This is a genomic window from Microbacterium sp. NPDC076768 (genome assembly GCF_040687205.1).
Classification (GTDB): Bacteria; Actinomycetota; Actinomycetes; order Actinomycetales; family Microbacteriaceae; genus Microbacterium.
The window spans coordinates 837,121-860,500 of the sequence record NZ_JBFBMU010000001.1 but is presented as its reverse complement, the minus strand read 5'-3'; the positions used below and the strand labels follow the sequence as shown (position 1 = coordinate 860,500).

General features: G+C 63.9%; 21 protein-coding genes. 8 read left to right on the top strand and 13 right to left on the bottom strand.

The genetic code is table 11. From position 1 onward, the window contains the following. Window positions 1–115: 115 nt before the first annotated feature. Window positions 116–1,444: a solute carrier family 23 protein gene (locus tag AB0O87_RS04320; RefSeq protein ID WP_363512058.1), complete on the top strand. Its 1,329-nt coding sequence runs from the start codon at window positions 116–118 to the stop codon at window positions 1,442–1,444. Window positions 1,445–1,493: 49 nt separating this feature from the next. On the opposite strand, the gene AB0O87_RS04315 is transcribed toward AB0O87_RS04320, so the two are convergent. From AB0O87_RS04315 to AB0O87_RS04295, 5 genes are read right to left on the bottom strand one after another with little or no spacing between them, the layout of a single operon-like run. Then, window positions 1,494–3,221, bottom strand: coding sequence for a biotin carboxylase N-terminal domain-containing protein (locus tag AB0O87_RS04315; protein ID WP_363512056.1), 1,728 nt, complete (start codon window positions 3,219–3,221; stop codon window positions 1,494–1,496). Then, on the bottom strand, window positions 3,218–4,807 hold the full coding sequence (locus AB0O87_RS04310) for an urea amidolyase family protein (RefSeq protein WP_363512054.1): 1,590 nt from the start codon (window positions 4,805–4,807) through the stop codon (window positions 3,218–3,220). Before AB0O87_RS04310 ends, AB0O87_RS04315 begins: the two co-directional genes overlap by 4 nt. Beyond that, on the bottom strand, window positions 4,807–5,607 hold the full coding sequence (locus AB0O87_RS04305; RefSeq protein ID WP_363512052.1) for a putative hydro-lyase: 801 nt from the start codon (window positions 5,605–5,607) through the stop codon (window positions 4,807–4,809). The genes AB0O87_RS04310 and AB0O87_RS04305 overlap by 1 nt, the downstream gene beginning before the upstream one ends. 1 nt (window position 5,608) lies before the next feature. Continuing rightward, window positions 5,609–6,373: a 5-oxoprolinase subunit PxpA gene (locus tag AB0O87_RS04300; RefSeq protein ID WP_363512050.1), complete on the bottom strand. Its 765-nt coding sequence runs from the start codon at window positions 6,371–6,373 to the stop codon at window positions 5,609–5,611. 4 nt (window positions 6,374–6,377) lie between these two features. Next, window positions 6,378–7,655 carry an NRAMP family divalent metal transporter gene (locus AB0O87_RS04295; protein ID WP_363512048.1) on the bottom strand — a complete coding sequence of 426 codons (1,278 nt, stop codon included), beginning with the start codon at window positions 7,653–7,655 and terminating at the stop codon, window positions 6,378–6,380. Between the two features lie 150 nt (window positions 7,656–7,805). Between AB0O87_RS04295 and AB0O87_RS04290 the strand changes: the two genes are divergently transcribed. Continuing rightward, window positions 7,806–8,444 (top strand): GntR family transcriptional regulator, encoded by a 639-nt coding sequence (locus AB0O87_RS04290; RefSeq protein WP_363512046.1) that lies wholly within the window; start codon window positions 7,806–7,808, stop codon window positions 8,442–8,444. Window positions 8,445–8,449: 5 nt separating this feature from the next. Here the strand turns inward: AB0O87_RS04290 and AB0O87_RS04285 are convergent, their stop codons facing one another. The 5 genes from AB0O87_RS04285 to AB0O87_RS04265 form a co-directional block, all read right to left on the bottom strand. After that, window positions 8,450–9,445, bottom strand: coding sequence for a LacI family DNA-binding transcriptional regulator (locus AB0O87_RS04285; protein WP_363512926.1), 996 nt, complete (start codon window positions 9,443–9,445; stop codon window positions 8,450–8,452). A 91-nt stretch (window positions 9,446–9,536) separates the two neighbouring features. Further along, complete coding sequence (locus tag AB0O87_RS04280; RefSeq protein ID WP_363512044.1) at window positions 9,537–10,967, bottom strand: GH1 family beta-glucosidase; 1,431 nt, start codon at window positions 10,965–10,967, stop codon at window positions 9,537–9,539. Between the two features lie 5 nt (window positions 10,968–10,972). After that, entirely contained in the window at window positions 10,973–11,863 is an 891-nt protein-coding gene (locus AB0O87_RS04275) for a carbohydrate ABC transporter permease (RefSeq protein ID WP_363512042.1), read from the bottom strand. Next, window positions 11,860–12,873 (bottom strand): sugar ABC transporter permease, encoded by a 1,014-nt coding sequence (locus AB0O87_RS04270; RefSeq protein ID WP_363512040.1) that lies wholly within the window; start codon window positions 12,871–12,873, stop codon window positions 11,860–11,862. Before AB0O87_RS04270 ends, AB0O87_RS04275 begins: the two co-directional genes overlap by 4 nt. Window positions 12,874–13,026: 153 nt before the next feature. Further along, entirely contained in the window at window positions 13,027–14,337 is a 1,311-nt protein-coding gene (locus tag AB0O87_RS04265) for an ABC transporter substrate-binding protein (RefSeq protein WP_363512038.1), read from the bottom strand. A gap of 131 nt (window positions 14,338–14,468) precedes the next feature. Between AB0O87_RS04265 and AB0O87_RS04260 the strand changes: the two genes are divergently transcribed. From AB0O87_RS04260 to purQ, 3 genes are all read left to right on the top strand, one after another. Continuing rightward, the gene (locus tag AB0O87_RS04260) at window positions 14,469–15,002 is read left to right on the top strand and encodes an adenine phosphoribosyltransferase (protein ID WP_363512036.1); all 534 of its coding nucleotides are present in this window, start codon (window positions 14,469–14,471) and stop codon (window positions 15,000–15,002) included. A 201-nt stretch (window positions 15,003–15,203) separates the two neighbouring features. After that, window positions 15,204–15,452, top strand: a complete 249-nt coding sequence (gene purS / locus AB0O87_RS04255) for a phosphoribosylformylglycinamidine synthase subunit PurS (RefSeq protein WP_363512923.1) — start codon at window positions 15,204–15,206, stop codon at window positions 15,450–15,452. Then, window positions 15,449–16,156: a phosphoribosylformylglycinamidine synthase subunit PurQ gene (gene purQ, locus AB0O87_RS04250; protein ID WP_363512034.1), complete on the top strand. Its 708-nt coding sequence runs from the start codon at window positions 15,449–15,451 to the stop codon at window positions 16,154–16,156. The genes purS and purQ overlap by 4 nt, the downstream gene beginning before the upstream one ends. Before the next feature lie 11 nt (window positions 16,157–16,167). On the opposite strand, the gene AB0O87_RS04245 is transcribed toward purQ, so the two are convergent. After that, complete coding sequence (locus AB0O87_RS04245; RefSeq protein ID WP_363512032.1) at window positions 16,168–17,436, bottom strand: hypothetical protein; 1,269 nt, start codon at window positions 17,434–17,436, stop codon at window positions 16,168–16,170. A gap of 314 nt (window positions 17,437–17,750) precedes the next feature. Between AB0O87_RS04245 and AB0O87_RS04240 the strand changes: the two genes are divergently transcribed. Next, on the top strand, window positions 17,751–19,412 hold the full coding sequence (locus AB0O87_RS04240) for a glycoside hydrolase family 13 protein (protein ID WP_363512030.1): 1,662 nt from the start codon (window positions 17,751–17,753) through the stop codon (window positions 19,410–19,412). A gap of 108 nt (window positions 19,413–19,520) precedes the next feature. Beyond that, on the top strand, window positions 19,521–20,528 hold the full coding sequence (locus tag AB0O87_RS04235; RefSeq protein WP_363512028.1) for a LacI family DNA-binding transcriptional regulator: 1,008 nt from the start codon (window positions 19,521–19,523) through the stop codon (window positions 20,526–20,528). 9 nt (window positions 20,529–20,537) lie between these two features. Here the strand turns inward: AB0O87_RS04235 and AB0O87_RS04230 are convergent, their stop codons facing one another. After that, window positions 20,538–22,178: an FAD-dependent oxidoreductase gene (locus AB0O87_RS04230; RefSeq protein ID WP_363512026.1), complete on the bottom strand. Its 1,641-nt coding sequence runs from the start codon at window positions 22,176–22,178 to the stop codon at window positions 20,538–20,540. A gap of 253 nt (window positions 22,179–22,431) precedes the next feature. Here AB0O87_RS04230 and AB0O87_RS04225 point away from each other — a divergent pair, with 253 nt between their 5' ends. Beyond that, on the top strand, window positions 22,432–22,719 hold the full coding sequence (locus AB0O87_RS04225; protein WP_363512024.1) for a metal-sensitive transcriptional regulator: 288 nt from the start codon (window positions 22,432–22,434) through the stop codon (window positions 22,717–22,719). A gap of 20 nt (window positions 22,720–22,739) precedes the next feature. On the opposite strand, the gene AB0O87_RS04220 is transcribed toward AB0O87_RS04225, so the two are convergent. Further along, window positions 22,740–23,234, bottom strand: coding sequence for a flavin reductase family protein (locus tag AB0O87_RS04220; RefSeq protein WP_363512920.1), 495 nt, complete (start codon window positions 23,232–23,234; stop codon window positions 22,740–22,742). Between the last annotated feature and the right edge of the window lie 146 nt (window positions 23,235–23,380).

The following is a 23,380-nucleotide window of genomic DNA, read 5'->3' as shown; positions in this document are numbered from 1 at the left end:
AGCTCAGGGGGCGAGAGGGTGGTCGCTGAGCCTGTCGAAGCGTCCAGCGAAAACTCAGGAATCGGTAGTGTTGCTCCAGCACTCCCAACATCCCCCGAACCCCTGAGGAGCCCGCATGGCCCTGTGGAAACTGCACGGAAACGGCCGCACGGTCGAACCCGGCGCCGTCGTCCGTCCGGATGAACGCCTGAACTGGCCCGCCACCATCGCGATCGGACTCCAGCACGTTGTGGCCATGTTCGGTGCCACGTTCCTGGTGCCGATCATCACCGGCTTCCCCGTCGCCACCACGTTGCTGTTCAGCGGTGTCGGAACGATCCTGTTCCTGCTCGTCACCCGCAACAAGCTCCCCAGCTACCTCGGTTCATCGTTCGCGTTCATCGCCCCTGTCACGGCGGCGACAGCATCGGCAAACATGGGCACGGCCCTTGCCGGCATCGTGGCTGTGGGTGTGTTGCTGGCCATCATCGGCGTTGTCGTGCACACCGTGGGCGTCAAGTGGGTCGACCGCTTCCTCCCGCCCGTTCTCGCGGGCACGATTGTCGCCCTGATCGGGTTCAATCTCGCAGGAGCCGCGCACACCAACTACGCTGCGGCTCCGGTGACGGCGACCTTCACCCTGGCCATCACGATCCTCTTCGCCGTCGTATTCCGCGGATTCCTTGGCCGAATCTCGATCTTCCTCGGTGTGATCGCCGGCTACATTTTCGCGGCCTTCCGCGGGGAGCTGAGCTTCGAAGCCGTAGAGAAAGCCGACTGGATCGGTCTTCCCACCTTCACCCTCCCGAACTTCACCGAGCCAGGCACCCTGACCGCGCTCGCGATGTTCTTGCCTGTCGTGCTCGTGTTGATCGCCGAAAACGTGGGACACGTGCGCGGTGTGGCGACGATGACAGGCGATGCCGCCGTGAACGAGCAAACAGGCAAGGCGCTGATCGCAGACGGCGTCTCCACCACCCTGGCCGGTTTCTTCGGCGGTTCGGGAACGACAACCTACGGCGAGAACATCGGAGTGATGGCGTCTACCCGCGTGTACTCCACCGCCGCCTACTGGGTCGCCGGTTTCGCGGCGATCTTGCTCAGCCTCTCACCCAAGTTCGGCGAGGTTATCAACTCCGTGCCCTCCGGCGTGCTCGGCGGCGTGACCACTGCGCTCTACGGCCTGATCGGCGTGATCGGCATCAAGATTTGGGTCGACAACCGCGTGGACTTCTCCCGCCCGGTCAACCAGTACACCGCTGCCGTTGCGCTGATTATGGCCGTCGGCGGATTCATGATCAAAGACGAGGCGTCTGGGTTCGAGCTCGGTGGCATCGTGATCTCCACTGTCGCTGCCATCTTGATCTACCACCTCGGCAACCTCGTCGCCCGGCTGCGCAAGACCGGAGCCGACGACCCGCGCCCACTGGAAGCCGTGGGTCCCCTCGGCGGCGACCCCGCCTAGTCACGCACCATGGCTGAGACTGAGGGCCCGTTCCGTGAGGAGCGGGCCCTCAGCTGATGACAGCGAGCACACCAGCCGCCGCAATCACGGCTGCAACCTCGGCCCGCTGTGACAGCGTGCCCCCACGATGGGCGACCACAGTGGTCTCCATCTTCATGGCGTCGAGCACCGCGACGGGGTCGCCCTCTGCGACAGTCTCACCGTCATCTACCAGCCAGCGCACGAGCGTACCGGGGGTGGGAGATCGGAGCTGGTCCGGATCTGATGCTGCGTCTTCCGTTGCCGTCGGCGCCGCATCGGCACCTGCCGGTCGCGCGAGTCCTGCAAGCAGGTGCGGCGGCAAGCCCAAAACGACGCGCCGTCCGTCGATCTCGACGGGGAACCGCATCAGGGCGTTGTCCGGGGCTGCGGCTGGACGCAACTGCGGTTCCAGCTTCGGCAGCAGGGTGCGTTCGATCCACTGTGTGTGCACCGCGAAGGTCTCGGTCGCGAACGCCTCGTCGTCCAGCGCAAGAACATCGAAAGGGATGACTGTCGCGGGGCCATCAACGCTGGTCTCTCGCAGTGCTCGACGTGCCCGCACGAGCGCCGCATCCCGAGATTCGGCATGCACGATGAGCTTGGCGATCATCGAGTCGAACGCCGGCTGCACGGTGTCACCCGCCTCGATTCCGCTATCCCAACGCACCCCTGGACCGCCGGGCGTGCGTAGCGCCGCTACGCGCCCAGGGCTGGGGAGAAAGCCACGCCCCGGATCTTCCGCATTGATCCGAAACTCAAACGCATGGCCAGACGGGGGCGGTGTTTCGGTGAACGACATCCCTTCGCCGAACGCGATCCGAAACTGCTCGCGGACCAGATCGATGCCGGTCACCGCTTCGGTCACAGGGTGTTCCACCTGAAGCCGCGTGTTGACCTCAAGGAAAGAGATCGTGCCATCGGCCGCAAGAAGAAACTCGACCGTCCCCGCACCGCGGTAGTTCACCTCGGCGCACACGGCGCGCGCCGCCGCATGAAACTCTGCGCGCTGCTCTATCGACAGCCCAGGTGCAGGAGCTTCTTCGATGAGTTTCTGATTCCTGCGTTGCATCGAGCAGTCGCGGTCGCCGACCACCACGATGCCGCCTTCTCCATCACCCAGAATCTGCACTTCGATGTGGCGTGGGCTCTCCAGAAAACGCTCGACAAAGCACTCACCGCGCCCGAACGCCGCAACGGCTTCGCGGGTGGCTGCGTCAAAAGAGTCGGCCACCTCTGCCAGTTCGTGCACGACTTTCAGCCCACGGCCACCCCCACCAAACGCAGCCTTGATGGCGATCGGAAGACCGTGCTCCTCGGCGAAGGCCACCGCCTGCTCCGGCCCAGCCAACGGCTCATCCGTTCCCGCAGCGAGAGGAGCGCCGACGCGCTGCGCAATGCGGCGCGCGGTCATCTTGTCCCCCAGTGCGTCGATGCTCTCCGGCGCTGGACCAATCCAGACCAACCCTGCTTCTTCAACGGCGCGCGCAAACGCTGCACTCTCTGAGAGGAAGCCATAGCCGGGATGCACAGCATCCGCGTGCGCCTGCCGCGCGGCGGCGAGCACCGCGTCGATCGAGAGGTACGTCGTGGCCGCGGTCGCTCCGCCCAGAGCAATCGCTTCATCTGCCAGCCGCACGTGCAGCGCATCTGCGTCTTGATCGGCATAGACCGCAACCGACGCATATCCAGCCTCCGCGCACGCGCGGACTACCCGCACCGCGATCTCGCCACGGTTTGCGATCAGCACCTTGGTCATGAATTCTCCTTGACGACGAAACGAATGCGCGCACCAGGTGGCAGCTGCCCCGCGAGGTCGAGACTGCGGTCGGTGACGGCGCCGATGATCGGATACCCCCCGGTGAGCGGGTGGTCTGGCAGGAACAGCACAGGTTGTCCATCCGGCGGCACCTGGATCGCACCGGTGACCGCGCCTTCGCTGGGTAGCTCGCCCCCGACCTTCCGTTCCAGGGCGACATCGCCGTGAAGCCGAACACCGACGCGGTCAGCGCGGGGGGTGACCGTCCACTCCTGGCCGGTGAGCGCAGCGATGGCCTCCTGCGTGAACCAGTCATCACGTGGTCCGAGAGTGATCTCCAGCTCAACGAGGCCACCCACCTCAGGGAGCATGCGCTCTACGGCATATGGCTCAACGGGGAAGGGCGCTTCGTCGCCGATGCCCAGCACATCACCCGCCGCAAGCGGAGCAGGACCGAGTCCGGCGAGGGTGTCACCCGACTGACTACCCAGCGCAGGGGCAGCACGAAGGCCACCGCGGAAAGCAAGAATGTATCGCATGCCGCGTTCCGGATATTCGAGGTTGAGCACATCACCGTCAGCGGTCGCAAACGGCTCTCCGTGCCGCACCGTGCGGGGTACGCCGTCGGCGTCGGTCAACGTGAGCGCGCCGACCGCACCGGCAACTGCCGCCACCCCGTCGCCGCGGAAGCGCAGCTCCGCTCCTCCCACGCTCTCCAGCACCGCGGCGGTACGGGTGTTGCCGACGGCGGTGTTCGCGTCATGCATCGCCCGCCGATCAGCGACCCCTGATCCGGAGACACCGAGCGCCGCATATCCAGGTCGTCCGGCATCTTGCACCAGCAACTGCAGCGACGGACGGATGATCTCGATCGCGCTCCGCGCACCAAAACCCGGACCATCCGAATTCACACCGGCGTGGCGCTCTGCGCCACTCCTGCGCGAAGCGCGATCATCTCCGTTTGGGGAAAGTTGAACCTTCGGGCGCGCAGCTTCAAAACGCACCAAAGTGCCGGGAGACAGCAACGCGGGTGGGGTGCGGTCGATGTCCCACATCACCGTGTCCGTGCGTCCGATCAGCTGCCACCCGCCCGGGCTCTCACGCGGATACACGCCGGTGAACTCTCCGGCTAGCGCAACCGACCCTGCGGGTACTCGCGTGCGTGGGGAAGCGCGCCGCGGCACGTCAAAGAGAGGATCCGTGCTCACGACATACCCAAACCCGGGAGCGAAGCCAGAGAAGGCGACCCTCCAGTCCGCAGCGAGGTGCCGGTTCACCAGCTCCTCGGCACTGACTCCCACGAGTGCGGCTGCTTCCTCCAGGTCTTCGCCGTCGTACTGCACCGGCACGACGACCTCGCCCGTGCTCTGCAGCTCACCCGCTTGCCCCTCGGTTTCGACCAGCACGCTGGCAAGTTCGGAAGCCGAGATGCGGAGGGGATCAAACCGCACCAGCACCGTACGCGCGCCGGGGATGCGCTCGACAATGCCAGGCACGCCTTCCCACGCGAGATTCAGACGCATTGCTTCGTCGAGGTCGGAAGCCTCGACCAGCAGTGCCCGGTCGGATGCTGTCAAGACACGCATCAGAGAACGTACTCCGCATCTGGCACATCGGTGATGAACATGTAACCGGGTGCATGGGTTACCGCAAACGGGGGCTTCGACGCCATGATCGCGGCCTGAGGGGTGACGCCGCATGCCCAGAACACCGGGACCTCTCCTGCGCGAACCTCTGGTGCGTCGCCGAAGTCAGGACGCGACAGATCGACGATCCCGAGCGATGACGGATCGCCGATGTGCACTGGGGCACCGTGCACTGCCGGGGTGCGGCCCGAGATCTGCACTGCATCTGCCACCCGCCCTGCAGGGATCGGACGCATCGAGACGACCATCTCACCGCTCAACCGGCCAGCGGGCGCGCACTGCACACTAGTGCGGTACATCGGCACGTTGCGTCCCAGTTCTTGGTGGCGGATAGAGATGCCAGCCTGCATCAGGCCGCTCTCGAAAGTGAAGCTGCAGCCGATCAAGAAGCTGACCAGGTCTGGATGCTCGGCCCATGCCGCGCTGGCGTCGGTCACCTCTTCGGCCAACCCGCCGTCTCGCCAGATACGGTAACGCCCGATGTCGGTGCGGATATCGCTTCCCGGCGCGAGCCTCGACTCCACCTCGCCCTGTTCAATGACCTCCAGCACAGGGCATGGCTTCGCGTTCCGCTGCGCAAAGAGCAGGGTCTCAAACGCCCAATCCGCTGGCACAGAAATGAGGTTCGCCTGCGTGAGGCCAACGGCCACCCCGCTGGTCGGCTCGGCAAAGCCAGCACGGTACGCCGCGCGCGCTGCACGTGCCGCAACGAGCTGATCCTCCGTAGCCTGCACTGCCATGTCAGCCCCGCACGAACGGCGCGATGGTGACCCCCGCCGCCTGCAACATGCGCTTTGTCTCTGCTGCCATCGCTACGGATCCTGGGCTGTCGCCGTGCACGCAGATCGACTGTGCCGCAACCGGCACATCCGTGCCATCGATCGCACGAATCACGCCGTCTGCGGCAAGCCGCACCATGCGTTCAGCCACCAACGCAGGGTCGTGTAGAACAGCGCCTTCTTCGGTGCGAGACACAAGCTGCCCGTCTGGTTGGTAGGCCCGATCGGCAAAGGCCTCCGCGGCGACGGCAAGCCCCGCTCGTTCGGCGACGTCGAGCACCACCCCGCCAGCCAGCCCGAGAAGAACAAGGGTCGGGTCGATCGCTTTGATCGCTGCGACCACTGCCGCGGACTGCTTTTCATCACGGGCAATCGTGTTGTACAAAGCTCCATGCGGTTTGACGTATGAAACGCGTCCGCCGACGGCCGCCGAGAGCCCGATGAGGGCACCGAGCTGGTATTCAACGTGGGCCTGCAGGGTTGCCGCGTCGATATCAACCTTGGTGCGTCCAAAGTTCTCATAGTCCCGATAACCGGGGTGTGCCCCGATCACCACGCCACCCTGCACCGCGGCCGCGAGGGTCTCTCGGATTCCTTCCGGACTTCCTGCGTGGAAGCCGCACGACACATTCGCACTCGTGACGAGGCGAAGCATGCTCTCGTCGTCACTCACGATGCGGTCGGCGACGTTCTCGCCGAGGTCTGAGTTCAGGTCGATCGAGGTCATGCGATCACGCTCCGATTCCGAGGAAGGCAAAGATGGGGCCCACCGAGACGATGCCCATGTACCAGGTCAAGAGCGTCACGAGCGTACCGGCGATCAGCAGCCATAGCGGGTACTTCTTCGTGCCAAGAAGGTCGCGGCGGAACCAGCCGATGTACATAAACACGGTGAGACCGATCGGAAGGATCAGTCCGTTGAACCCGCCGACGAAGACGAGGATCGCGGCGGGCGCTGTACCGATCGAGAGGTACACAATCAGTGACACCACGATGAATGCGACCGTCGCCAGCTGCAATGACCAACCGCCAGCGAGCTTCTTGGTGAAAGTCGAGAGGAACGTGGCGGAGGTGTATGCCGCCCCGATCACCGAGCTGATCGCGGCTGCCCAGAAGATCGCACCGAAGATGCGCAAGCCTGCGTCGCCCAGCACCGCGCCGAACGCCTGGCCAGCAGGGTTCGCTGCCTGACCTGAGAGGTCAAGCGCCACACCAGAAGCGACGACGCCGAGGATGGCAAGAAACAGCACGTATCGCATGATCCCGGTGACAAGGATGCCCGTGGTCGCGGCGCGCATCACCTGACGTGTGGCACCAGGCCCCGTGTGGCCGGAGTCGAGGTAGCGGTGCGCCCCCGAGTAAGTGATGTATCCACCGACTGTGCCACCCACGATGGTCGTGATGGTGGCGAAGTTCAGCTCGTCTGGCACGAACGTCTGCCTCAGCGCCTCGCCAATCGGCGGCTGAGAGATAAAGGCGACGATCAAGGTCATCACGATCATGCCGATGCCGAGCACAATCAGCACCACATCCATCACAGGGCCGGCCTTCTTGATCAGAAAGATGATGATCGCGAGGGCCGCTGTGATGACGCCGCCGAGTTTGGGGTCGATACCGAGCAGCGCATTCATGCCCAGCCCACCACCGGCGATGTTGCCGATGTTGAACGCCAACCCTCCGATGATCACGAGCAGGGCGACCAGGTGACCAGAGAAGGGGATGGCGCTGTTGGCGAGTTCTCCTGCGCGCTTGCCAGAAGAGGTAATCATGCGCCACACGTTCAGCTGCACCACGATGTCAACAATGATCGAGATGAGAATAGCGAAGGCGAACGCTGCCCCCATCGTGGCGGTGAAGGTGGCGGTCTGGGTGATAAAACCGGGGCCGATGGCGCTGGTCGCCATCAGGAAGATCGCGCCAAGGACGGCGCTGCGCCCTGCCCGCTTCTTGGCTGCGCTCAGGCGGGATTCGTCTTCCGGGGAAAGGGAAGCGGTGGACTGTTCAGACATCTCAGGGGGATCCCATCGTCGTTGGTGGGTGTCGAATGACTCCCAGTGTAGAACGGATAGTTCTAGATTGTTCAACAACTTTGTTTCGATTGCGCTACAGCGACATTGCTTTCATGCACCCTTTCGTGATCAGCCACCTACGATGAAGGCATGAACCAGAAGGGCCCGCTCGCCGATGTGCTGCGACAGAGCATCATCGATGGCGACTTCGCGCCAGGGTCGCGGCTATCGGAAGCAGCGCTCGCCGAACAGTTCGATGTCTCACGCAACACCCTGCGCGAAGCCTTCCGCGTGCTCGCAGAGCAGGGACTCGTTGAGCACATCCCCCACCGCGGCGTCTCCGTCGCCTCCCCGACCATCGCCGACGTGATCGACATCTATCGCGCCCGCCGCGTGATCGAATGCGCGGCGCTCCGCCAGTCAGAGCCAGAACACCCCGCCGTCCAGCGCATGCGTGATGCGCTCGCCGAGGCAGAAGAGCAGCTACCCCAAGAGAATTGGCGACGCATCGGCAGTGCAAACATGGCGTTCCACGACGCCATCGTTGCGCTCGCCGACAGCGCACGCCTCGCTCGCACCTACCGCGATGTGGCCGCAGAACTTCGTCTCGTCTTCCTTGAGATCGACGAACCGCGGTCCCTGCACGAGCCGTACGTTCGCCGCAACAGAGCCGTGCTCACCACGCTGCTCGACAAAGGACCAGACGCGGCGGCCGATGAGTTGGAGCGGTACCTCACTGCGTCAGAACGCAGTGTTCTGGGGGCATTCGCCCGCATGGGCCACGCCTGACGCGCTTAGGCGGAGTCCCGCACCACGAGCTCTGTCTTCAAGATGGTCGTCGTCGGGGGTTCGTCGCCCGCAAGGCGCGAAAGCAACACCTCAGCCATCGCCTCTCCCTGGGCGTACATCGGCTGGCGCACCGTTGTCAGCTGGGGATCGGTTGACACAGCGACGGAAGAATCGTCGAACCCCATCAGCGCAATGTCTTCTGGCACCCGGATGCCCGCTGCATGCAGCACTGTCAAAGCGCCGCGCGCCATCAGGTCGCTCGCGGCAAAGATCGCATCTGGGCGTCCGCGTTCGAGAATCCGTCGAGCAGCCTCAGCACCGCTCGCCTCGCTGTAGTCGCCCTCCTCTTCCGCAAAGGGAGTGAGTCCTGCGGCCGAGAGCGTGGAGCGGAAACCCTGCACACGATCGACGGAGGCGACCATCGTCAGCGGACCGGTAATGGTCGCGATGCGCGTGCGTCCGATATCGAGCAGCCGCTGGGTGGCAATAGTCGCGCCGACTTCGTTATCCACATCGACCACGTAGTCGCCTTCGCGTCGCCGCACCGGCCGACCACCATAGACGACAGGCATGGCCTCGGCGATGCGGTCGATAAAGGCGTCACTCGTGTGATGCGAAACGATGAGGGCTCCGTCGACGCCGCCGTTGCGCACGAAGCTTGTCATCTTGTTGCCCGGATCATCGCTCGCGATCAGCAAGTTCAGCAGGTAGTCGGATCCTCCGAGCGCACCGGTAATACCGGCGACGATGGCGGCGAAGAACGGATCCCCAAAGAAGCGAGTGGTGTCTTCCGGCACAATCAGCGCGATGGCATGCGTCTGCCGTGAGGCCAGCGATCGCGCCGCGCGGTTAGGCACATAGTTCAGCTCATCGATCGCCACCCGCACGGCAGCCAGAGCTTCAGGGCTCACCGCTGTTGACCCGTTTACCACCCTGGAGACTGTCGACCTGGAGACTCCTGCGGCAGAGGCAACCTCTTCAATGGTCGCTCGGGGAGACATCACCGCGTGCATTCTTTCATCGCCCTATTCTCACCGGTCATCAGCATTGCCGTTGACAATCTTGCGTGATCCGAGCGCAAGGGGATGCGGTTCAGAGCGACCTGGCAGCGATCACCCTGGCGTACTCATGCGCAGAATCTTTGAGAGAACGCTCCTGGGTCTCGTAGTCAACGCGCACAATGCCGAAGCGCTTGTCGTATCCCCACGCCCATTCAAAGTTGTCAAAGAGCGACCAGTAGAAGTAGCCGCGCACATCGACCCCGGCCTCTGCCGCGTCGAGCACTGCGCCCAGATGCAGACGCAAGAACTCGGTGCGATCTGCATCGTGCACGCGAGTTTCGCCGTCTTCGACCACGGCTACGTCGTTATAGGCCGCACCGTTCTCGGTCATGTAGAGCACCGTGCCAGCCGGCTGCGCATAGTCATCCCACACACGGTGCAGCAGACGGGTGAGGCCTTCCGGCTGCACCTCCCAGTTCTGCGCCGTGCGCGGCAGGCCACGCTCTACCGAGTGGATTCCCTCGCTCGAAGGATACGGACTGCGCCCCACACGCTCGGTCTCTGGCCCGCCAGCCACCGGAGCCTCTGCCGGAGCTGTGCCCGACACAAAGTCGCCGTGGTAGTAGTTCACACCCTGCGTATCGATGTGCTGCGAGATGGTTTCGAGGTCACCATCGTGCACGGCCGCCTCGAAGCGGGCAACAGCATCTGCGTCCACTGCGCGAATGTCTTCGACGATGTCGGCTGGGTAGCTTCCCCGGTAAATCGGGTCGAGGAACCACCTGTTGAACTGACCATCCACGCGGCGCGCAGCGTCAACATCCGCAGGGTTCTGTGGGTCTGCGGGATCGGCGACCGTGTGATTCAGCGTGATGCCCAGGTTGAGTGAGGCGTCGCGCCCGCGCAGTTCTTGCACCGTCGCGCCGTGGGCGAGCAACAGGTGGTGAGCAGCAAGCAGGCCCTCTGCGACGCTGGTGTGTCCAGGTGCGTGTTCTCCGCCCGTGTAAGAGAGGAAGGAAGAGCACCAGGGCTCGTTCAGCGTGGTCCACACATTGACTCGGTCACCGAGTGCATCGTGCATCGTGCCCGCGTACTCCAGGAAGCGGTCGACGCTGTCGCGGTTCGTCCACCCTCCGATTTCCTGCAATGCCTGCGGCATGTCCCAGTGATAAAGGGTCAGCCACGGCAAGATGTCGGCGTCGAGCAGCTCATCAACCAGACGCTTGTAGAAGTCAACGCCTGCGGTGTTGACCGCTCCGCCGTCTGGGCGCACGCGTGACCACGATGTAGAGAATCGATAGGTCTGCAGTCCCAGTTGCTTCATCAGCGCCACGTCTTGCGGGTACCGGTGATAGTGATCGCAGGCGACGTCGCCATTCTCGCCGCCGATCACCGCGCCAGGCACTTTGGCGAACGCATCCCAGATCGACGCGGTGCGTCCGTCTTCGAACGCGGCACCTTCGATCTGGTAGGCCGCTGTTGCGGCGCCGAACAGGAAGTTCTCCGGGAAGGGGCGAGTCATAGGGGTCATCCTTTCACCGCGCCAGCCATGATGCCACTGACCAACTGACGACCCGCCGCCACAAAGAGCACGAGAAGCGGGAGAGTCGCGAGCACCGCACCGGCAAGCACGATCGAGTAGTCGACGTAATATCCGGACTGCAGCTGGCTGAGCGCCGTCTGCAATGTGGGGTTTTGGGGGGAAAGTACGATCAGCGGCCACAGGTAGTCGGTCCACGCCGTCATGAAGGTGAAGAGCCCGAGGATCGCCATGGCTGGTCGTGCGGCAGGGATTCCAACCGTCAAGAAGGTACGGAACTGGTTGGCTCCATCCATGCGCGCCGCTTCGATCAGCTCATCCGGGATCACGTCGACCAGGTACTGCCGCATGAAGAACACGCCGAACGCTGTGACCAGGGTGGGCACGATGACCGCGCCGATCGAGCCTGTCCATCCGAGTTCACGCATCAGCATGAACAGCGGAATGATGCCAAGTTGGGTGGGGATCGCCATCGTCGCGATCACGAACACCATCAGGCCGTCGCGGCCCTTGAAGCGCAGCTTCGCGAAGGCGTAGCCCGCCAGGGTCGAAAACGTGACGACCGAGATAGTGATGATCGACGAGATGAGCACGGAGTTCGCCAGCGCCAGCCAGAAAGGAATCGCATCGAACACCAGGGCCGCGTTGGTGAAGAAGTTACCGCCGGGAATCAGCGGCAACGTTTCACCACGAGTGGCGTTCGTACCGCTCGCGACAACCACCGACCACCAGAGCGGATACACGCTGCCAATGATGAACGCTGTCAGAAGCCCATAGGTGAGGAAGCCGGGCCTGCTACCGATACCCGCCGTGCCGGAGGCCGCCCCGCGGCGACGACGGATCTTCTCTGGCACGCTGAGTGCCTGGGTGGCGGTCATCGCGCCTCCTCCTTCGTGGTTGAGCGGATACGGCGGCGGGCCGCGCGGTTCTTCGGCGCCTCGCCGGTGGAGATTCGCCGGGAGACCAAGAAGTTGATCACGCCGATTCCCACAATCAGGAGGAAGAGCAAGATAGCAACGGCAGACGCCTCGCCGAGGTTGCGGCGGAAGAACGCCAGCTCCCAGAGAAACAGCACTGTGGTCTGGAACTGTCGGTCGCTCCCGCCGATCCCGCCGGCCGTAGACGCATCGAACAGGCGCGGCTCTGCGAAGATCTGCAAACCGCCGATCGTCGCGGTGATGATCACGAAGATCAGGGTCGGACGAATCGTGGGGATCGTGATGGAGAAGAAGCGTCGCACGCTGCCCGCACCATCCAGCGCCGCCGACTCGTGCAAATCACGCGGCACCGACTGCATGGCCGCAAGCAGGATGAGGGCGTTGTAGCCCGTCCAGCGGAAGTTCACCATGATGGCGATCGCAATGTGCGACAGCGGAGTGTTGTGCTTCCACTCCTGGTCTGCGATGCCGATCAGGTTGAGCAGGTTGTTGGCCAATCCATCTGCCTCGTTGAAGATGCTCGAGAAGATGATGGCGACAGCGACCGGCGTCACCACGAACGGGATGAGCACACTCATCCGCCAGAACGTGGGGGCCCGGAGGCCGCGGTCAAGCAGGTAGGCGATCGCGAGCGCGATCGCGAGCTGGGGAATCGCCGAGAGCAGGAAGATACTCAGCGTGTTACCGATCGAGTTCCAGAACATCGCATCGCCGAGGATCTCGGCAAAGTTTCCGAACCCGACGAAGTCTCCCTCGCCTTTGAGCAGGTCCCACTCGTGCACGGCCACCCAGACGGTGTACAGCAACGGAAAGAGACCCACCAGGCCGAACAGCAAGAAGAACGGGGAGATGTAGAGGTAGGGCGAGGCACCCTGGTCAAAACGCGAGAAGCGGTGACGCCAAGAGGGCTTCGGCGGCTGCTGCTCCGCACGCGGGGCGGTGAGAGTCATGACGTTTCCTTTGGCGTCTGGGGTGGTGTGTGGCGTGCTTCGACAGGCTCAGCAACCCAGAGGTCACTGAGCCTGTCGAAGTGTGAGCCTGTCGAAGGTCACTGAGCCTGTCGAAGTGTGAGCCCGTCGAAGGTCACTGAGCCTGTCGAAGTGTCAGCCGACGAGGTCGTTCAGGAGCTGAAGAGCCTGGTTCCAAGCGCCCTGCGTGTCCTGCTCGCCACGGTCGAGGCTGCTGAGCGCCGGACCAAAGACGTTCTCCTGGATCACGGAGTCATCGGCGCCCTTGAACTGAGCAACAACTCCCTTGGCACGCTCAGCGAGGATCGCACCGGTCGGAGCGTCGTTGAAGAACGCGTTCGGGGTCGCGTCTGCGGCCAGCTCTTCCTGTGCCTCAATTGTCGAGGGGAAGTTGCCCGCCGCGGCGGACTGCTGAACCTGCTGCTCAGGCTGCGTCAGCCAGTCGGCCAGCTCAGCTGCGGCCTTCTTGTGCTCCGAGCTCTCCGGAACAGCGAGGAACGCGCCGCCCCAGTTTGCTGCTCCGCCGGGGAACACATCGGCGAAGTCCCAGCCGGTGGATGCGTCGCCGCCGCCGGCCTCAACCTGACCCTGCACAACGCCGAGCATCCAGCCGGGGCAGACGAAGGTAGCGAAGGTGCCATCAACGAACGACTTGCCACCGTTCCAGTCCCATGCGGTCTGGGCAGCGGACTGGCCGCCTTCGGTCGCGGCGCCCAGCTGCTCGAAGCGCTCCTGGAGCTCGTCGTTGCCTTCGACATTCAGCTCGCCGTCGGCGGTGTAGTAGCCCTCGTCGAGCTGGTTGACCATCGCGTTCCAGACGAATCCGGAGTGGTCGTACCAGGCCTTGCCTGTCTCGGCCGTGTACTCCTCGCCCACTGCGAAGTAGTTCTCCCAGTCGCCGTTGAGCAGTTCAGCAACGGACTCGCGGTCGCTCGGCAGGCCAGCGGCTTCGAAGGCCGCACCGTTGTAGCAAATGCCGGAGGGGCCGATGTCGGTGCCGTAACCGATGACGCGGCTTTCCGCGTCGGTTGCCTGGCCGTACTTCCAGTCAACCCAGTCGTCCTTGCGGTCTTCGATGCCGTAGTCGCGCAGGTCAACGAACGTGTCAGAGACGTCCATGATGGCGCCGAGCCATCCTTCTTCAATCGCGACGACGTCGCTGAGTCCCGAGCCGGCGGCGATCTTCGTGAATGCATCGGTGCGGGCGTTGCCGCCGGTGTCGATGTTGGTCGCCTCGATCGTGACGTTGGGGTGTTCTTCTTCGTACTGCTTGTAAAGGTCTTCGTAGCCGAAGGTGCCGAAGGTGGTGACGGTCAGCGTGACCTCTTCGTCGGCGCTTCCTTCACCGTTGTCGCTGGTGCCGGCAGAGCAGCCGGCCAGGGCGAGAGCGGAGACGGATGCCAGGGCGGCAGTCACGAGGACCCGGTTGCGGGCGCGGGTGTTCACAATTCACTCCTTTGTGGTGGGTTGTGCGATGTGATGCATCAGGGCCGTGGGAGCGCTCCCACGAACTGGTATATCACTTTATGGGAGCGCTCCCACGGTGTCAAGTGTCATCGTCGGGGTAACCTTGCCCGGTGCCCGAAGCTGACCTCTCCCCCGCCCTCGTCCGCGCTGCGTCCCTGATCCGAAACATCGCGGACTACCCGGAGCCGGGCATCATCTTCCGCGACATCACCCCACTTCTCGCCGATGCCGAGGCTCTGCGCGTCACGACCGAGGCCATCATCGAGCCGTTCGCCGGTGAGTTCGACGTGATTGCTGGCATCGAAGCGCGCGGTTTCATTCTTGCCAGCGCCGCGGCCATCGCCGCGGGAGTAGGGCTCGTCCCGATTCGGAAGGCGGGCAAGCTTCCGCGTCCAGCGGCATCCGTCGACTACGCCCTGGAGTACGGCACCGCCACGATCGAGATGCACGACGACATCCCCCAGGGCTCGCGTGTGCTGCTGATCGACGACGTCCTCGCCACGGGTGGAACGCTCGCCGCCGGCCGCGAGATCATCGAGCGCCTCGGCAGCCACGTGGTCGGCATCTCCGTGCTGTTCGAGATCGACGGCCTCGGCGGCCGCGAAGCCGTCGGCGACCTCCACACCGTCTTCCACTCCGCCTAACCCCGCACCCATACCGCCGCCGAGTGCACGGGTTGCTGCCGAGCGCACGGCCTGCGCACGTGAACACCTCGTGCGCTCGATACGAAGCCGTGCACTCGGCGAATGAGGAAGGGGCGGGGCGGGCGGGCGGGCGGGCGGGGAAGGTGAGGAAGGGGCGGTAGCATGGGGGAGACCTTCCGCCCGCGACTTCCGGAGCCGTTCATGCCCACTATCGTCGTCGACGTTATGCCCAAGCCCGAACTGCTCGACCCGCAGGGGAAGGCCGTATCCGGCGCTTTCGCTCGCCTGGGGGTGGAGGGCTTCACCGACGTTCGCATCGGCAAGCGCTTCGAGCTCACCGTCGAGGGTGAGGTCACAGACGAAATTCTCGCTGAGGCCAAGCGCATCGCCGATGAGGTGCTCTCCAACTCTGTGATCGAAGATGTCGTCGGCATCGAGGTCTCCGAGTGACCGCCCGTATCGGCGTCATTACTTTCCCCGGCTCGCTCGACGACCGCGACGCCCAGCGCGCGGTGCGCATCGCCGGCGCGGAGCCCGTCGCCCTCTGGCACGGATCGCACGACCTTGAAGGTGTCGACGCCCTCGTTCTTCCCGGCGGCTTCAGCTACGGCGATTACCTGCGCGCTGGCGCCATCGCCGCACTGTCGCCGATCATGGCCGAGGTCAAAGATGCCGCCGCGAAGGGCATGCCTGTGCTCGGCATCTGCAACGGGTTCCAGATGCTTGTGGAGGCTCACCTGCTTCCCGGCGGACTCATCCGCAACAACCACCAGCACTTTGTGCGTCGCGACCAGAAGCTCACGGTCGAGAACTCAGACACCGCGTGGACCAATGCGTTCCACAACGGTCAAGAGATCGTCATCCCCCTCAAGAACGCCGACGGTGGCTACATTGCCGACGACCAGACCCTCGATCGCATCGAGGGCGAAGGTCTCGTAGCTTTCCGCTACGCCGGCGTGAACCCAAACGGCTCGCTGCGTGACATCGCTGGCGTGACGAACGAAGCCGGAAATGTGGTTGGCCTCATGCCGCACCCGGAACACGCCACAGAGCCAGGGTTCGGACCAGACACGTCTGTCGCCATGCGCAGCGGGGTCGATGGGCTCGACTTCTTCACCAGCGCCATCGCCGCAGTGGCCAGAGTCGCCGCGTAAGAGTCGCCTCGTTAGCTTGCTGGCAAGCGGAAGGGGTTCTCCCCCGTCGCCGCCAGCAGGTACCACGCGGTTGCGCCGGTGTGCAGGCTTGCGTAGTAATAGTCGCCGAAGCCAGACTCGAGGCCGTCACTCGACGTCGCGACAATTCCTTTGCCATCGCCATTCGGAGCGTCACGCTGCGCCACACGGATGCTGCTGAGGAGAGTCTCCACGCGGTCGGCGTCGCCCTCCCCATCACGCAATTGCAATGCGAGGGCCAGATGTCCACTGCCCTCGAACCACGCTTTTGATACGTCGACCTCACTGATCGAAGGTCCTGTGTACGGGCCGTCCGTCGCCATCAGGTTGGCGAGAGTCCAGTCCAACGCCGCCCCGTACCGCTCATCGCCGGTAGCAAGGGCGCTCCACGTCTGCGCATCCAAAGGAATCGGGCGAGTGTTGGGCGTTGCACCATCCAGCAGCGTGCCGGTGTTTACGTGACCGTCCGCACTCTGCATCGCGGCGACAAAATCGGCGGCGACGGCCGCACGCGCCGCCCACGCCTGATCGCCGGTGAGCTGCGCCAATTGGGAAAAGAAAGCAGCGACATCGCTGTTGTGCTCGGTGGACTTCCACTCCAGCGCAGCGCCATCCTCTGTCTGTCCGCCGGTGTAGCCGTATGGTGCTCTGCTCATGTCGGCGGTGTTCGTCTGGATCCACTCGGCAATCTGCACTGCGCCGTCAAGGTACTTCTCTTCGCCTGTCACATGGAAGAGCCGCGCAAGTGCCAACCCCACCCAGGACTGATTGCCGGTGAAAGTGCCAGGACCGGTGATCTCCATCCGCCCATCACGCACGCCGTGCGGCTCGTACGATGCTCTCGTGCGGCCATCACCGAGCGGGTCGCTTGCCTGCACAAAAAGCAACGTATCGCCGATTGATTTTGCGCGACGGATGTCTTCCGGCAGGCCGCGAGCGGCGTAGGCGATGATGACCAACGCATCGTCGTACACGAATGAGGGGGTGAAATCCCAGCTCGACGTGGTGAAGAAGCCGCCTTCGTAGCTGCGCGGCAGGCAACGCCCCGCGTCGTCGCAAAACTCATCGACGCGCTCATCAAGGAACTCGTACGCCAAAGCGACAGACTGCGCGGCATTCACTTCACTCGCCTCCGGCATCGGATCTCCCGCTGGCGACACGATGACACCCGCCCCCGCAGGTGTCGCTCCCACAAACACGACCACGGCGGCCAAAGCGGCTGCGGCGATCCACGACGCTGAGCGACGTGGACTACCAGACATGGACGAACCTCTTAGTCGAAGCTGCACGCCGGTTATCGGCGCGCAGGCGACCTGGAGGTCACATTCTGAGCTTGCCATGACCAATGGAACGGGGAAAGTGGCAAAAGTCTACGGCCGCCCTTCCATTCGGCGAGGTAATTTCTCCCCCACTTGCATGAGGATCCGCCACATGCATGACTCAGGCCCCCAAAACCCTCATGCGAATGGCGAAACTTCATGCAAGTGAAGGGAGAAAGAAGCCGCCGGCGAACGGATTCGAACCGATTCGATCCGCGCTCTGGCATGAGTGTAAGCGTTTGCATTAGCCTGTTCCCATGGCACAGCTAGAGCAGATCGCAGCCCCAGGTTCCGAGTGGTGGCGCAGCGCCGTCATCTACCAGATTTACCCCCGTTCATTCGCGGATGCGTCGGGCGACGGCATCGGTGACCTCCCAGGCATCACCAGCCGACTCGACTCGTTGCAAGAATTGGGCGTCGACGCCATCTGGCTGAGTCCCTTTATGACCAGCCCGCAGCGCGACGCGGGATACGACGTGGCGGATTACCGCGACGTCGACCCGCTTTTTGGCACGCTCGCCGACTTCGACGAGATGCTAGAGCAGGCGCACGCCCGCGACATCCGGGTGATCGTTGACCTCGTCCCGAACCACTCCTCCGACCAGCACGTCTGGTTCCAGCAGGCGCTCAAGGCCGCTCCTGGCAGCCCAGAGCGCGCCCGTTACATCTTCCGCGACGGCAAGGGTGAGAACGGCGAGATCCCCCCGAACAACTGGGAGTCCGTGTTCGGCGGCGGAATGTGGGAGCGCGTTACCGAGGCCGACGGCACGCTGGGGCAGTGGTATCTGCACATTTTCGATGCCACACAGCCTGACTTCGACTGGAACAACGAAGAGGTGCGCGAAGAGTTCCGCTCGATCCTCCGGTTCTGGCTCGACCGCGGTGTCGACGGCTTCCGCGTTGACGTGGCCCACGGCATGATCAAGGCCGAAGGCCTCCCCGACTATGTACCGCCGACTGACTCCGACTCGATGGGCGGCGGAGAGTCCGACGTGCCGTACTGGGGCCAAGACGGCGTGCACGACATCTACCGCGACTGGCACCAGGTGCTCGCCGAGTACGACGGAGACCGCGCGCTGTGTGGCGAGGCGTGGATGCCGACGCTCAAGCAGACCGCACTCTGGGTGCGTCCGGATGAGATGCACCAGACCTTCAACTTCCCATACCTAATGACGCAGTGGAACGCGAAGGCGTTGGGCGATGTTATCCGTGAGTCTCTCGATGACTTCGGGGCCGTGGGCGCTCCCAGCACGTGGGTGCTTTCCAACCACGACGTTGTGCGGCACGCTTCGCGCCTCGCACTCACTGCCGAGAACCCGCAGGGTGAGGGCATCGGACCGAACACGCCGCACAAGCCAGACACCGCAACGGGCCTTGCTCGTGCTCGCGCTGCGACCACGTTGATGCTCGCACTTCCCGGATCTTCGTACCTGTACCAGGGTGAAGAGCTCGGGCTGCCAGAGGCGATGGAGATTCCCGACGAGTTCCGTCAGGATCCGACCTGGTTCCGCACAAATGGCGAGCGCTATGGTCGCGATGGCTGCCGCGTGCCCCTGCCGTGGGAAGCGGATGCGCCTGCATTCGGGTTCAACGAAACGGGACTCGCCTGGCTCCCCCAGCCCACCGACTGGTCAAGCTACGCGCGCGATGTCGAAGAGGTCGATCCGAGTTCGACGCTCGCGCTTTACAAGCGGCTCCTCGCTGCGCGTCGTGAGCATGGTTTCGGTACTGGTTCCCTCGTTTGGGAAGATGCGGGCGCTGACGCCGTGGCGTTCCGACGTGGCGATGTGCACGTGATCGCGAACCTCGGCACCGAGCCGATCGAGCTCCCAGCTAACGCGCTCATCATGCTGCAGAGCCAGCCGTTCGACGGTGCGGCGATCCCCGCCGACACCGCCGTCTGGTACACCACCCCCTAACCCCACACCCCACCCCACCCCTAACCTGCTCCCGTCGCACTTTCTGTCGCTCGCATCCCTGCGAGACGACAGAAAGTGCGACGGGAGCGGATCTTGATAGAGGAACGCATGGCGAGCATCGATGAAGTCGCCCGGCTTGCCGGGGTCTCGACAGCAACCGTCTCGCGTGCGCTGAGCGGCCGAGGCCAGGTCTCGGAATCTGCCAGGGACCGGGTACACACGGCCGCCCAGTCACTCGGGTATGTCGTCTCGTCTCGCGCGTCGAGCCTCGCCTCCGGCCGCACGCGCAACATCGGAGTCGTCGTCCCTTTTCTGGACAGATGGTTCTTCAGCACCGTGCTTTCCGGGGTCTCCGCAGCGCTCATGCGCGCGGGGTACGACATCACGCTCTACAACATCACCGCAGACGAAGACGTGCGACGGCACGTGTTCGACACGTTCCTGCGACGTCAGCGAGTCGATGCTGTCATCGCCGTCGCGATCGAACTCGATGAGAATGAGACGCAGCAATTGCTCGAGCTCGGGCTCCCCGTGATCGCCATCGGCGGCCCGAATGCGAACCTCGACACTCTTACGGTCGACGATGTAGCCCTCGCTCAGCTCGCCACCGAGCACCTCATCAGCCTCGGCCACACCGATATTGCGCATATCGGCGCCAACCCCGAGTTCGACATCGACTTTCACATTCCCACCAATCGCCGTTTGGGCTTTGAGAAGGCGCTGTCGAAGGCTGGCATTCCTCTCAACCATGCGTTTCTCGAGCCCGCCGACTTCACGGTCGAAGGCGGCTACCGCGCGGCCAAGCAGTTGCTCGGCCGTCCGGGGGTACGACCGACCGCGGTTTTCGCCGCGTCGGATGAGATGGCGATTGGGGCGATCCTGGCAGCGCGCGATCTGGGGTTCAGCGTGCCTGGCGACATCTCAGTCGTAGGAATCGATGGTCACGAGCTCGGCGAATTCTTCCGTTTGAGCACCGTCGATCAGTTCCCACTTGAGCAGGGGGAACGGGCGGCCGAAGCTGTGCTCGCAAAACTTGCCACACCCGATGCCGTGCACATCCCCTCGGCATTGCCGTATGAGTTGAACGTGCGCGGCACGACCGCCCGCCTGCGCTAATCTCTTGAGCTAATTCGTGAGGGCGGCGTCGCGCCAGGTGCGATATCCGCCGTCGAGATTCTGTACTGCGCGACCGTGCTGCAGAAGCAGCCGCGTAGCCACATGCCCACGTAGTCCTACTTGGCAGTGCACCACGAGAGCACCACTTGGCAGCTCGTCGAGGCGATCTCTGAGCTCATCCAACGGCACATTGACGGCGCCGGGAATCGATCCAGCGTCGAACTCTGCGGGCGAACGCACATCAATCAGGCCCACGCCCGCTTTTTGAGCGGCGGCGAGCTCGTGCCATTGCATCGTCGGCGTCGTGGCCGTGCGCGTGTTCTCTGCCACATATCCGAGAATGTTCACAGCATCTTTCGCCGACCCAAACTGCGGCGCATAGGCCAGTTCGAGATGCGCGAGTGCCGCCGCGGTCATGCCGGCCTGCATCGCGGTGGCGGTCACATCGATGCGCTTATCGACGCCATCACGGCCCACTGCCTGCGCACCGAGAATCTGATCCGATGTCGGGTCTGCGAGCAGTTTCAGCGACAGCACCTCGGCCCCGGGGTAGTACCCGGCGTGCGAGCCAGGGTGCACATGCACCGTGTAAAACTCCCGCCCTGCGGCACGCAGTTGCTTCTCACTCCACCCGACCTTCGCAGCGGCAAGTCCGAACACCTGCACGATCCCGGTGCCGATCGCTGGCCGTGCCGTTTCTTCCCTGCCCGCGATGAGGTCAGCCACCATCCGCCCGTGGCGATTCGCCAGGCCTGCCATCGTGATCAGCGCGGCCTCGCCGCCGATCAGCTCGTTCTTTTCCACACCGTCGCCCACGGCGAACACGTGTGGGGCGCTGGTGCGGCAGGAGTCGTCTACCCAGATGCCGCCGGTGCTTCCGATCCGGAGCCCTGCACCCTCAGCGAGTGCCACCTCTGGCACGACTCCAGACGCATCGACGATGAACTCGGCGGCCACGGATGAGCCGTCACTCAGTTGCACTGCACCAGAACGCGCACTCACCACCTCGACACCGAGGCGTACATCGACACCGTGCGCGCTGACTTCTGCGGCGATCGGTCCAGCCATCTCCTCATCCAGCGGGGAGAGCAGCTGACTTCCGCGCTGCACCAGGGTCACCTTCGCACCGCGGGCGACCAGGTTTTCCACCGCTTCGAGTCCGGTGTACCCGCCGCCGACGACCACGACCGGAAGGCCAGTCCGCGAAAGCGCTGCATCGATGGCGTCTGCATCGGCGACCGTGCGCAGGCTTCTCGTGGCCACGTCAGAGGTGGGTTCGTCACGACGAGGGCGTGCTCCTGTGGCCAACACCAAATGGTCATAGTGCTGCACGCTTCGGGTGCCACTCTCCAGGTCGACGACCTCGATCGTCTTCCCTGCTGGATCGATTTCGACAACATCGTGCCGCACCCGAACGTCGAGCCTGAACCGGCTGTAAAGCGATGCTGGCGTCTGCAGCAACAGCGATTCTCGCTCCTCGATCACGCCACCGACGTAATAGGGCAGACCGCAGTTGGCGTACGAGACTTCGGGGCCGCGCTCGAAGACGATGATGTTCGCTGACTCGTCGAGTCGCCGCAGCCGCGCGGCTGCCGACATTCCGCCAGCGACACCACCGACGATGACAACGGTGCGAGGCACGGCGTTCATCGCTGGAACAGACGGGAGAAGAAGCCGCCCTGAGCCTGCTCCTTGGCATGTCCAGAGCACCATTGAGACGCCGGCACCGAACGCCGAACGCTGTCGACGTGCTGACCACAGCCCGCCCAGGTCGTCTTACCGCAGGTCTTGCATCGGACTGCTTGGCACATCATTCACTCCTCACTGATACCCCGGTGGGTATGCGTTCGACTATACCCCAGGGGGTATAGTGATCAATGCAGTCAACTTTCAGGGAGCAGACATGGCACCGACAGACGCCGAGACCCAGCGCAAGATCGTCAACCGCCTCAAGCGCGCTCAGGGGCAGCTCGCGGCCGTGATTGCTGCCGTCGAAGGCGGAGGTGACTGCCGCGCCGTTGTCACCCAGCTCTCGGCTGTGTCGTCCGCGCTCGACAAAGCAGGATTCCAGATCATCGCATCGGCCATGAAGGATTGCGTCGTCGACCCCTCAGCGGAGGGCGAGTCAGGCGACAACACTGAAGGACTCTCTTTGGCCGAACTGGAGAAACTCTTTCTTTCCCTCGCCTGAAGCCGAGGGGCTGGCAGCTCTTAGTCGCGCGCGTCGTGCGGAAGCGCGTGAAAACGTCGATCGAGGTACACCAACGGACGCCCCTGCTCCCCCGGCAGAACCTCAAGCACTTCGGCGATCACCACAGTGGATGACCCCACCGCCACCGTCTCAATCGCGCGACACCGCAGCGCCACCCTGGCCGCAGGCAGATGAGGCTCGCCCGTCTGAAGCGTCGTCCACCCCTGGCCTGGCGTAAAACGTTCGGCGCCGCTCACCGCGAAACTCTGCGCCAAATCGGAATGCTCATCATCAATCAGGTGCACCAACACTGATTCAGCACCCAGAATCGCCCCCGCACTGCCCGTGGCGCGCGTCACCGAAAACACAATGGCGGCTGGATCGACGGCCACCGATGCCACACTCGACGCCGTGAGTCCAGCTGGACCGTTGCTCGTGCTCGCGGTGATGATCGCCACCCCGGCCGGGTGCGCGCGAAACGCATCCTTAAGCCCCTCACCGACAGTGGTCGGCACGGGCGTGGCTGGCGTTTGAGGGGGATTCGTTCGGGTCACGCTTTTCCTCGTTCTTATCGAGCAGTCCGCAGAGGGCTACTCGACAACCGTAAAACGTCACAGCAGGTCGAGGGGCGGAATCTGCGGGAAAGGTGGGTCTCGGAAAC